Genomic DNA, 11,234 nt, shown 5'->3' with positions numbered 1-11,234 from the left:
GAGCTCGCCGAGACCGGGGTGGCGGGACTGGTGGTGGAGCTGGTCCGGCACTGGAGCGAGGCGCTGCCGGACGCGCTGGTCGCCGCCGCGGAGCGGCACAGCATGCCGCTGGTGACGCTGTCCAGGGAGACCCGGTTCGTGGCGGTGACCGAGGCGGTCGTCGGGTTGATCGTGGACGCACAGGTGGCCGAGCTGCGCGCCGCCGAGCAGGTGCACGAGACGTTCACCGCGCTCACCGTCGCCGGTGCCGAGCCGGGCGAGGTGCTGCGCGAGGTGGTCCGGGCGTCCGGGATGGCGGTGGTGCTGGAGACCCTGGCGCACGACGTGCTCGCCTACGACACCGCGGGCTCCGACCCGAGCGAGCTGCTCACGGACTGGGCGCGGCGCTCCCGCGCGGTCACCGTCACCGAGCGGACCAGCTACCACGCCGACGCCGGCTGGCTGGTCACCGTGGTCGGCGCCCGCGGCAACGACTGGGGCCGGCTGGTGTTGCTCTGCCCGGAACCGCCGCAGCACCGGCAGCTGGTGATCGTCGAGCGGGCGGCGTCGGCGCTGGCCGTGCACCGGCTGGTCGCCCGGGACCGGGAGAGCCTGGAACGGCACGCGCACCGCACCCTGCTGACCGAGCTGCTCGCCTCGTCCACCCCGCCGGCCGACCTCACCGCGCGCACCAACGCCCTGGGTGTTCCGCTGGACCGCCGGCAGTTGCTCGGCATGTCGGTGCGGCCGAGCACCACGACGCCGACCCGCCTGGCCCAGTCCATGGCCACCCAGGAGGTGCTGCGCGACCTGGCCGAGGCGACCGCGCTGGCCGCCCGCCGGGCCCGGGTCGCCGCGCTGGTCGGGGTGGTCGACGACATCAGCGTCCGCGCCCTGCTCTCGCTCACCCCGCAGGCCGACTCCGACACCGTGCTGCGCCGGCTGACCAAGGAGATCCACGCCGCGGCGTCCGGTGCTCCCCGGGCCCTGCCGGTCGTCGTCGCCGTCGGCAGCAACGTCACCGCCGTCACCGACGCCCGGCGCAGCCTGATCGAGGCCGCCCAGGTCGCCAAGGCCGCGCTCCGCTCCGGCTCCGCCCCTGGCGGCCGCGGCTACCACCGCCTCGACGACGTCCGCCTCCGCGGCCTGCTGCACCTGCTGGCCGAGGACGACCGGGTCGCCGCCTTCGCCGACCGCGAACTGGGTCCGCTGCTGGCCCGCGACGCCGCCCACGGCAGCCGCCTGGTCGACACCCTGCGCCACTACTGCGAGCACGGCGGCAACAAGTCCGCGGCGGCCTCCGCCGCCCACATGTCCCGCACCGCCTACTACCAGCAGTTGGCCCGCATCGAACAGGTCCTCGGCGTCTCCATCGACGACCCCGAGTCGGTGCTCTCCCTGCACGTCGCCCTGCTCGCCATGAGCGTGCGCCGCCCCCCGTCCTGAGCGCGGCGGGTGCCGCTCGGCGGCCGCGGACATTGAGCAGGACGCGGTGCACCTCGGAGCGTGCTAACCGATCCGGTGGCCAGAACCACCCGGCCGGGTGCCGATAAGGCACAACATGCATGAACTCATCAGCCTCATCATCAGCGCCGTGCTGTGCGTCGGACCGACGGCCCCGCCGCAGCACCCGGCGAACGAGTCCACCATCAACATCGCCCTGTTCGGCGCCGAGCACCCCAGCCCGATGCCGCTTCGCGCGGTGGTGCTGACCTGCGACCCGGCCGGCGGGACGCATCCCGACCCGGTCACCGCGTGCGCCAAGCTGGCCGCGGTGGACGGCGACCTCGACCGGCTGACCCCGCTGAACCTGGCCTGCCCGCTGATCTTCGCGCCGGTGACCGTCCGGGCGGTCGGCGACTGGCAGGGCGCGCCGGTCGAGTTCGAGGAGACCTACGAGAACGACTGCGTCGCCCGCGACCGCAGCGGCGGGGTGTTCCAGTTCTGATGCACTCGTAGCCGCCGCCGCGCAACGGACAGAGTGTTCACCGAGTAGATCAACGGTGAACACAGTGGCACTCCCTCGGGGCAGCGGCGCCGCTCACGATGCCGGGATGGAACTCCAGCCGCTGGCCCGAGCACCGGAGTAGGCGATGACGACCATCCCGCAGACCATCACCCACGACGACGGACGCATCGAGCTGTCCGAAACCGCGCCCGTCGCCGACAGCCCGTACTACAACGAGGAACTGGCGCCGGTCCCCACCGAGAAACGCACCTGGAACACCTACAACTACACGGCGTTGTGGGTCGGCATGGCGCACAACGTGCCCAGCTACGGGCTGGCCGCCGGGCTGATCGCGCTCGGCATGGACTGGCTGCAGGCGTTCATCACGATCACCCTGGCGAACCTGCTCGTGCTGATCCCGATGCTGCTCAACAGCCACGCCGGCACCAAGTACGGCATCCCGTTCCCGGTGTTCGCCCGGGCGTTCTACGGCATCCGCGGCGCCAACGTCCCGGCCCTGCTGCGGGCGTTCATCGCGTGCGGCTGGTTCGGCATCCAGACCTGGATCGGCGGCCTGGGCATGTACGTGATCGCCGGCAAGCTGTTCGGCGACTGGTGGGTGAACGCGCCGATCCTGGCCGGCAAGCCGTGGACCCTGTGGGCGTCCTTCGCGCTGTTCTGGGTGATCCAGATGGCGATCATGTGGCGCGGCATGGACACGCTGCGCCGGTTCGAGAACTGGGCCGCTCCGCTGGTGATCGTGGTCGCGATCGCCCTGCTGGTCTGGATCCTGATCGAGGCCGGCGGGCTCGGCCCGATCCTGTCCCAGCCGTCGAAGGTGGGCTGGGGCGCGGACTGGTGGGCGCTGTTCTTCCCGTCGCTGATGGCGATGATCGCGTTCTGGTCCACGCTGTCGCTGAACATGCCCGACTTCACCCGGTTCGGTAAGGGCCAGCGCGAGCAGATGCTCGGCCAGACGCTGGGCCTGCCCACCACGATGTCGTTCTTCGCCATCCTGTCCATCCTGATCACGTCGGGCACCGTGGTGATCTACGGCGAGGCGATCTGGGACCCGATCACGCTGGCCAACCAGTTCGACAACCCGCTGGTCGTGGCGATCGGCCTGTTCACCGTGCTGATCGCGACGGTCTCGGTGAACATCGCGGCGAACGTGGTCAGCCCGTCGTACGACTTCTCCAACGCCGCACCCCGGCTGGTCAGCCGGCGGGCCGGCGCGATGCTCACCGGTGTGATCGGCGTGCTGATGGTGCCGTGGTACCTGTTCGAGAACCCCGACCTCTACATCTTCACCTGGCTGCAGACCTACGGCGGCCTGCTCGGCGCCGTGGCCGGCGTGCTGATCGGCGGCTACTGGCTGGTCAACCGAACCAAGCTGGACCTGGTCGACCTGTACCGGCCGGAGGGCCGGTACTGGTTCAGCGCCGGGTTCAACTGGCGCGGGCTGGTGGCCACCGCGGTGGGCATCGTGCTCGCGGTCGGCGGCGCGTACACCGCGGCGGGGACGGACGGCCCGTTCCCGCCGGACGGCCTGATCCCGTTGCTCAAGCCGCTCTACGACTACAGCTGGGTCGTCGGGCTCGTGGCAAGCTTGCTGACGTTCGTGGTGCTGTCCCGGCCGTCGCCGCGCCGCGAGCCGGCGGCCACCCCCGAACCGGCAACCGCCTGACCAGAGGAGAAAGCGTGACAGAGATCGTCAGGGCCGGTCTGGTCCAGCAGCGGTGGACCGGTGACAAGGAGTCGATGATCGCCAATGCGGTCTCGGCGATCGGCACCGCCGCATCCCAGGGCGCCCAGGTGGTCTGCCTGCAGGAGCTGTTCTACGGCCCGTACTTCTGCCAGGTGCAGGACGCGGACTACTACTCCTACACCGAGCAGATCCCGGACGGGCCGACCACCCAGCTGATGTGCGAGCTGGCCGACCAGCACGGCGTGGTGCTGGTCGTGCCGATGTACGAGCAGGAGCAGCCGGGCGTCTACTACAACACCGCCGCGGTGATCGACGCCGACGGCACCTACCTCGGCAAGCACCGCAAGAACCACATCCCGCAGGTGAAGGGTTTCTGGGAGAAGTTCTACTTCCGGCCCGGCAACCTCGGTTACCCGGTGTTCGACACCGCGGTCGGCCGGATCGGGGTGTACATCTGCTACGAGCGGCACTTCCCGGAGGGCTGGCGGGCGCTCGGCCTTGCCGGGGCCCGGATCGTGTTCAACCCGTCGGCGACCAGCCGAGGGCTGTCCGAGTACCTGTGGCGGCTGGAGCAGCCCGCCGCCGCGGTCGCCAACGAGTACTACGTCGGCACGATCAACCGGGTCGGCGTGGAACCGTTGGGCGACAACGACTTCTACGGTCAGTCCTACTTCGCCGACCCGCGCGGCCAGCTGGTCGGCGAGGCCGCCTCGGACACCGAGGAGGAGGTCGTGGTCCGCGATCTCGACATGGGCAGGCTGGCCGAGGTCCGTGACCTGTGGGCCTTCTACCGGGACCGCCGGCCGGACACCTACGACTCGCTAACGAAGGCATAGAAGGAAATGCGCACTCTCATCCGCAACGGAACGGTGGTCAACGCCGGTGGCGCGGTCGCCGCCGACGTCCTGGTGGACGGCGAGACGATCGCCGCGGTCGCCGCCCCCGGGTTGTTGGACACGGCGTTCGACAACATCGACAACGTCATCGACGCGACCGGAAAGTACGTGCTGCCGGGCGGAATCGACGCCCACACGCACATGGAGATGCCGTTCGGCGGCACGTCCTCGGCCGACACGTTCGCCACCGGGACCACCGCGGCCGCGTGGGGCGGCACCACGACGATCATCGACTTCGCCGTGCAGGCCAAGGGAACCTCGCTGCTGGCCACGATGGACAAGTGGCACGAGAAGGCCGACGGCAACTGCGCCATCGACTACGGCTTCCACATGATCATCTCCGATGTCAACGACACCTCGTTGAAGGAGATGGAGTCCTGCATCGACGCCGGGGTGAACAGCTTCAAGATGTTCATGGCCTACCCCGGCGTGTTCTACGCCACCGACGGCGAGATCCTGCTGGCGATGCAGAAGGCCACCGAGACCGGCTCGATGATCATGATGCACGCGGAGAACGGCATCGCCATCGACCAGCTGGTGGCCCAGGCGATCGCGGCCGGGCGCACCGACCCGGTCGAGCACGGCCTCACCCGGCCGCCGGAGCTGGAGGGCGAGGCCACGCACCGGGCCATCCAGCTGGCCAAGGTGACCGGCGCGCCGCTCTACATCGTGCACCTGTCCTCCCGGCACGCCCTGGCCGCCGTGGCCGAGGCGCGCAACACCGGGCAGAACGTGTTCGCCGAGACCTGCCCGCAGTACCTGTTCCTGTCGCTGGACGACCTGGCCCGGCCGGACTTCGAGGGCTCGAAGTTCGTCTGCTCGCCGCCGCTTCGGCCCAAGGACCACCAGACCGACCTGTGGCGCGGCCTGCGCACCAACGACCTGTCCGTGGTGTCCACCGACCACTGCCCGTTCTGCTTCAAGGACCAGAAGGAGCTGGGCCGCGGGGACTTCTCCAAGATTCCCAACGGGATGCCCGGCGTCGAGCACCGGATGGACCTGCTGCACCAGGGTGTGGTCCACGGCGAGATCTCGCTGGCCCGCTGGGTGGAGATCAGCTCGGCCACCCCGGCCAGGATGTTCGGCCTGTACCCGCGCAAGGGTGTGATCACCGCGGGCGCGGACGCGGACATCGTGGTGTACGACCCGGCCGCCACCCAGGTGCTGTCCGCGGCGACGCACCACATGAACGTGGACTACTCCGCCTATGAGGGCTGGGAGCTGATCGGCCGGGTGGAGACCGTGCTGTCCCGCGGCGCGATCGTGGTGTCCGACGGCGCGTTCCACGGCCGCGAGGGCCACGGCCGGTTCCTGTCGCGCGAGCTGTCCCAGTACCTGGTCTGAAGGAGACTCCACAATGGACTTTGGCGTGGTGCTGCAGACCGACCCGCCGGCCGGCGAGGTGGTCCGGCTGCTGCGCGAGGCCGAGCGGCGCGGCTTCGGCTACGGCTGGACGTTCGACTCCTGCGTGCTGTGGCAGGAACCGTTCGTCATCTACTCGCAGGTGCTCGCGCAGACCTCGTCGATGATCGTCGGGCCGATGGTGACCAACCCGAGCACCCGGGACTGGTCGGTCACCGCGTCGCTGTTCGCCACGCTCAACGACATGTTCGGCAACCGCACGGTGTGCGGGATCGGGCGCGGCGACTCGGCCCGGCGGGTGATCGGGCAGCAGCCCGCGTCGCTGACCGTGCTGGCCGACTCGATGCACGTGATCCGGGAGTTGGCCGAGGGCCGGGAGGCCATGCTGCACGGGACCCCGGTGCGCATCCCGTGGGTGCGCGACGGCCGGCTGGAGATCTGGATGGCCGCCTACGGCCCGAAGGCCCTCAAGCTGGTCGGCGAGCAGGCCGACGGGTTCATCCTGCAGACCGCCGACCCGGCCATCGCCCGCTGGACGATCGAGTCGGTGCGGGATGCGGCCCGTGCGGTCGGCCGGGACCCGGGCGGGATCACCATGTGCGTGGCCGCGCCCGCCTACGTCGGGGACGACCTGGCCCACCAGCGCGACCAGCTGCGCTGGTTCGGCGGCATGGTCGGCAACCACGTGGCCGACCTGGTCTCCCGGTACGGCGAGTCCGGCCCGGTGCCGCGCGAGCTGACCGACTACATCAAGGGCCGGCAGGGCTACGACTACGCCCACCACGGGAAGGCCGGAAACCCGTCCACCGACTTCGTACCGGACGAGATCGTGGACCGGTTCTGCCTGGTCGGCCCGGCCGCCGCGCACGTCGAGCGGCTGGAGGAGCTGGCCGAGCTCGGCGTCGACCAGTTCGCCATCTACCTGATGCACGACGCGCGGGAGGAGACCATGGCCGCGTACGGCGACGAGGTGATCGGAAAGCTCAGCCGCTGACCTTTGGGGCAGCCGGCGCGGCCCGTTCGCCGGCACCGTTCACCCTGTCCGTCACACCCCTGCGCGTCCACCGTGGGATGGACGCGCGGGGGAGGTGCGAGCCGATGAGCAATGTGCCCGACGGGGCGACGCTGTCCGACGACGGCTACTACTGGTGGGACGGCACCGACTGGCAGCCGGTCGACGGCGGCCCGAGCGGCGGTTCCGCGCAGACCGTCGTGGCGTCCGGCCCCGGGGACGACGAGGAGATCAACGTCCGGGTCGAGGGCAGCCTCGGTGAGGAGATGGTCGAGGTCGGCATGGACGAGATGCTGGCCGCCGGTTTCTCCGTCGACGAGAACGTGGCGTAGGGGGACGGGGACGTGGACGGCAACAGCGACAGCAGCCGGCTCAACATCAGCCTGAGCAAGCAGACGTTCTGGTTCAGCGGTCAGGTCAAGGGCTGGTCGATGGGGGACATCGGCGCCTGCCGGCTGTTCGACAACTTCCAGTTCACCCCGCCGACCGGGCTGAGCCCGCTCGAGCTGTCCGCGGCGACCACCGTGGTGCACTGCGTGTGGGCGAAGAAGGGGAACTTCTGGCTGGACTCCGTGCTCAAGGTGGGCGGGTCGTACAGCAGCCGGACCGGCGCGTCCGGGTCGCTGACGCTGCCGACCGGCCTGCACTACGCGCCGATCCCGCAGATCGACTTCGTGTTCGGGATCACGATCAACGGCACGGTGGACAAGAACGGTGCGAACATCTCCGCGCATTTCCACGACTCCGGCTTCGTGCTCACCGCACCGAAGTCACTCTGGACCGCCCAACTAGGGGTGTACTTCTGAATAGCCCCACCACTCCTAACGGGGCTGCTCACTATCCATGATCCGGGCCAGTTCGGCGTCGACGTCGAAGCTCGGGGCGGGCGTGCGCGGCTGCATGTGCTCCAGGGTCTCGAGGAGCAGCTGGCCGACCGCCCAGTTCCGGTACCACTTGCGGTCGGCGGGCACCACGTACCAGGGCGCGGCCCCGGTGGAGCACCGGCGAAGGGCGGCGGCGTAGGCCTGCTGGTAGTCGTTCCAGCGGGCCCGGGCGTCGAGGTCGCCGGGGTTGAACTTCCACTGCTTGGCCGGGTTCTTCAGCCGGGCGATCAGCCGTTCGCGCTGCACCTCCGGCGAGATGTGCAGGAAGCACTTGACCAGCGTGGTGCCCCGCTCGGCCAGCTCCGCCTCGAACTGGTTGATCTGGTCGTAGCGGGCCTCGATGGTCTCCGGCGGGACCAGCTCGTTGACCCGGGCCACCAGCACGTCCTCGTAGTGCGAGCGGTCGAACACGCCGATGTAGCCGGGGTCGGGCAGCTGCTTGCGGATCCGCCACAGGAAGTCGTGCCGCAGCTCGGTCTTGGTCGGCTTCTTGAACGAGGCGATGCGCAGCCCCTGCGGGTTGACCTGGCCGCAGACGTGCTTGATCGTGCCGCCCTTGCCGGAGGTGTCCATGCCCTGCAGCACCAGCAGCACGCTGCGGTGGCCGCCGGTCACCCCCTCGGCGTGCAGCGCCTCCTGCAGTTCGGCCAGCCGCGTGCCGGTGCGCGCCAGGTCGGCGGCGGCGGCCGCTTTCGAGTCCGGCCCGATCGGGTGGGCCGACGGTTGCAGTGGAATGCCGCGCCGGTTGCCCGCCGGTACCCTCAGCGCGTCCCGCACCGAGGGCCGGGACGGCCGCTTCTTCGCCATGAGCGGAGCATAGTCGCTTGCTTGCCAACCGCGTTCCACGCAACGATCATTCGATCCAGACTGAAATGGCGCAACGAAGTGGCGGCCCACGCAATGCCCTGCGGATGAAACCGCCGTTCTCGTTGCTTTAACCTGGAAGTATGACTTTGACTGCGGATCACCGGGACACGCCCGCCATGGCCGACGGGCAGCGGTCCGCCGCCGGGTTCATCGCGCTGGACGAGCGCTGGAGCACGCACAACTACCACCCGTTGCCGGTGGTGATCGCCGAGGCCGAGGGCGCCTGGGTGACCGACGTGGACGGGGAGCGGTACCTGGACTTCCTGGCCGGCTACTCCGCGCTGAACTTCGGCCACCGGCATCCGGCGCTGGTCGCCGCCGCCGTGGCCCAGCTCGGCCGGGTCACGCTGACCAGCCGGGCGTTCCACCACGACCAGCTCGGGCCGTACTGCGCCGAGCTCGCCGAGCTGACCGGCACCGAGATGGTGCTGCCGATGAACTCCGGCGCCGAGGCGGTCGAGTCCGCGCTGAAGGTCGCCCGCAAGTGGGCCTACCGGGTGAAGGGCGTGCCGGCCGACGCCGCCGAGATCGTCGTCGCCGGGTCGAACTTCCACGGCCGCACCACGACGATCATCTCGTTCTCCACCGACCCGGTGGCGCGCAACGACTTCGGCCCGTTCACCCCGGGCTTCGTCGCGGTCAAGTACGGCGACGCCGAGGCGCTCGAGTCGGTGATCACCGACCGCACCGCGGCCGTGCTGGTCGAGCCGATCCAGGGCGAGGCCGGGGTCGTGGTGCCGCCCGCCGGTTACCTGCGCGACGTGCGCCGGATCTGCGACGAGAACGGCGTGCTGATGATCGCCGACGAGATCCAGTCCGGCCTGGCCCGCACCGGTCCGCTCTTCGCCCTGGACCACGAGGGGGTCCGGGCCGACATCTACACCCTGGGCAAGGCGCTCGGCGGCGGCATCCTGCCGGTGTCCGCGGTGGTCGGCAGCCGGTCCGTGCTCGGCGTGCTGCGCCCCGGCGAGCACGGCTCCACGTTCGGCGGCAACCCGCTGGCCTGCGCCGTCGGCCGCGCGGTGATCCGGCTGCTCGCGCCCGGCACCTTCCAGGACCGCTCCCGGGTGCTCGGCGAGCACCTGCACGCCCGGCTCGGTGACCTGGTCGGGCACGGCGTCGCCGAGGTCCGCGGCCGGGGCCTGTGGGCCGGCGTCGAGATCGCCCCGGGCGGCCCAACCGCCCGCCAGGTCAGCGAGCGCCTGCTGCGCCTCGGCGTGCTGTGCAAGGAGACCCACGACACCACCCTGCGCGTCGCTCCCCCGTTGGTGATCACCAAGGACGAGCTGGACCACGGCATCGACGCCATCATCGCCGCCATCCGCGCCTGAGCGGCCGGTCGCGCTCCCTACACCGCGACCGGCAGCCGGGCCGGGCCGCGCAGGTTGGCCCGGCCGTTCCACACCACCGGGCCGGCGAAGGCCAGGTTCGCGAACCGGGCCACCAGCCGACCGAGGGCGACGCGGCCTTCGAGCCGGGCCAACGCCGCGCCAAGACAGTGGTGCGGGCCGGAGCCGAACGACACGTGGGCGCGGGCGTCCGGGCGGTCGAGCCGGAGCGCCTCCGCGTCCGGGCCGAAGTAGGACTCGTCGCGGTTGGCGGCGGCGAGGCCGGCGATGACGAACTCGCCTGCGGGGATCTCCTTGTCGCCGAGGGGGAACGGGGCGGTGGTGATCCGGCGGCTCTGCTGGACCGGGCTGTCGTAGCGGAGGAACTCCTCGACGGCGTTGCCGATCAGGTCCGGCTCGGCGCGCAGCCGGGTCAGCTGGTCGGGGTTGCGGAGCAGGGCGACCACGCCGTTGGCGATCAGGTTCACGGTGGTCTCGTGGCCGGCCACGTACAACAGCACGACCTGGGCGACCAACTCCTCGTCGCTGAGCATGTCGCCGTCGTGCTCGGCCGCGATCAGCGCGGTGAGCAGGTCGTCGGCCGGGTTGGCCCGTTTCCAGTCGATCAGCTCGCGGGTCAGCTCGGACAACTCCTCCCCGGCCCGCACGATCGCCAGCATGGTCTCCTCGTCGGCGACCACCTCGAGCGAGCGGACCAGGGTTCCGGACAGCTCGCGGATCCGCTGGTGGTCGGTGGGCGGCATGCCGAGCATCCGGGAGATCACCGTGAACGGGAGCGGAAAGGCCAGCTCCTCCACCAGGTCCACCTGTCCGGCCGAGGCGATCCGGTCGAGTGCCTCGTCGACGAGGGTCACGATCTCCGGCTCAAGCGCGGCGATCGCCCGGCCGGTGAACACCTTGGTGACCAGCGAGCGCAGCCGGGTGTGGTCCGGCGGGTCGCGGTCGAGCATGGACAGGTTCAGCACGGTCCGCTCGTCCTCGCCGGTCATCTGCTCGTACTGGTCCCTGATCGGCCCGGGGGCGAGGTTGCGGTCCTCGACGGACAGGCCGGAGCGAAGCAGCTGGGACACCTCGCGATGGCTGGACACGACCCAGAACCCGAACGGGTGGTGGTGCACGGGTTCGGTCGTACGCAGCCGCCGGTACTGCGGGTACGGGTCGTCGGTGAAGCCGGGCTCGAACGGGTTGAGCAGCAGGTCCTCGGGTCGAATGGTGTCGGTCATGATCGC

The 11,234-nt window shown here is 70.5% G+C and carries 11 protein-coding genes; 9 read left to right on the top strand and 2 right to left on the bottom strand.

The annotated features are described in order from the left end of the window. The 8 genes from VFV67_RS29500 to VFV67_RS29465 form a co-directional block, all read left to right on the top strand. Window positions 1–1,425 (top strand): helix-turn-helix domain-containing protein (locus tag VFV67_RS29500; protein WP_326473948.1); only part of this gene is annotated, 1,425 nt, incomplete at its 5' end. 115 nt (window positions 1,426–1,540) lie between these two features. Beyond that, window positions 1,541–1,927, top strand: coding sequence for an SSI family serine proteinase inhibitor (locus tag VFV67_RS29495; protein ID WP_326473947.1), 387 nt, complete (start codon window positions 1,541–1,543; stop codon window positions 1,925–1,927). A 145-nt stretch (window positions 1,928–2,072) separates the two neighbouring features. Further along, a complete protein-coding gene (locus VFV67_RS29490) occupies window positions 2,073–3,614 on the top strand; it encodes an NCS1 family nucleobase:cation symporter-1 (RefSeq protein WP_326473946.1) in 1,542 nt (513 codons plus the stop codon). Between the two features lie 14 nt (window positions 3,615–3,628). Continuing rightward, complete coding sequence (locus VFV67_RS29485; RefSeq protein WP_326473945.1) at window positions 3,629–4,471, top strand: nitrilase-related carbon-nitrogen hydrolase; 843 nt, start codon at window positions 3,629–3,631, stop codon at window positions 4,469–4,471. A gap of 6 nt (window positions 4,472–4,477) precedes the next feature. After that, complete coding sequence (hydA, locus tag VFV67_RS29480; RefSeq protein WP_326473944.1) at window positions 4,478–5,875, top strand: dihydropyrimidinase; 1,398 nt, start codon at window positions 4,478–4,480, stop codon at window positions 5,873–5,875. 13 nt (window positions 5,876–5,888) lie between these two features. After that, entirely contained in the window at window positions 5,889–6,887 is a 999-nt protein-coding gene (locus VFV67_RS29475; protein WP_326473943.1) for a TIGR03842 family LLM class F420-dependent oxidoreductase, read from the top strand. 104 nt (window positions 6,888–6,991) lie between these two features. Next, window positions 6,992–7,237 (top strand): hypothetical protein, encoded by a 246-nt coding sequence (locus VFV67_RS29470; RefSeq protein WP_326473942.1) that lies wholly within the window; start codon window positions 6,992–6,994, stop codon window positions 7,235–7,237. Between the two features lie 12 nt (window positions 7,238–7,249). After that, window positions 7,250–7,711 carry a hypothetical protein gene (locus VFV67_RS29465; protein WP_326473941.1) on the top strand — a complete coding sequence of 154 codons (462 nt, stop codon included), beginning with the start codon at window positions 7,250–7,252 and terminating at the stop codon, window positions 7,709–7,711. Window positions 7,712–7,726: 15 nt separating this feature from the next. Here VFV67_RS29465 and VFV67_RS29460 read toward each other — a convergent pair whose 3' ends face one another. Beyond that, on the bottom strand, window positions 7,727–8,596 hold the full coding sequence (locus VFV67_RS29460) for a PPK2 family polyphosphate kinase (protein WP_326473940.1): 870 nt from the start codon (window positions 8,594–8,596) through the stop codon (window positions 7,727–7,729). Between the two features lie 140 nt (window positions 8,597–8,736). Here VFV67_RS29460 and rocD point away from each other — a divergent pair, with 140 nt between their 5' ends. Beyond that, the gene (rocD, locus tag VFV67_RS29455) at window positions 8,737–9,987 is read left to right on the top strand and encodes an ornithine--oxo-acid transaminase (RefSeq protein WP_326473939.1); all 1,251 of its coding nucleotides are present in this window, start codon (window positions 8,737–8,739) and stop codon (window positions 9,985–9,987) included. A gap of 17 nt (window positions 9,988–10,004) precedes the next feature. On the opposite strand, the gene VFV67_RS29450 is transcribed toward rocD, so the two are convergent. Then, window positions 10,005–11,228: a cytochrome P450 gene (locus tag VFV67_RS29450; protein ID WP_326473938.1), complete on the bottom strand. Its 1,224-nt coding sequence runs from the start codon at window positions 11,226–11,228 to the stop codon at window positions 10,005–10,007. Between the last annotated feature and the right edge of the window lie 6 nt (window positions 11,229–11,234).

Origin of the sequence: Actinophytocola sp. (assembly GCF_035762905.1) — a bacterium.
In the GTDB taxonomy this organism is placed as follows: domain Bacteria; phylum Actinomycetota; class Actinomycetes; order Mycobacteriales; family Pseudonocardiaceae; genus DASYTH01.
This window is presented reverse-complemented; position numbering and strand designations above follow the sequence as displayed.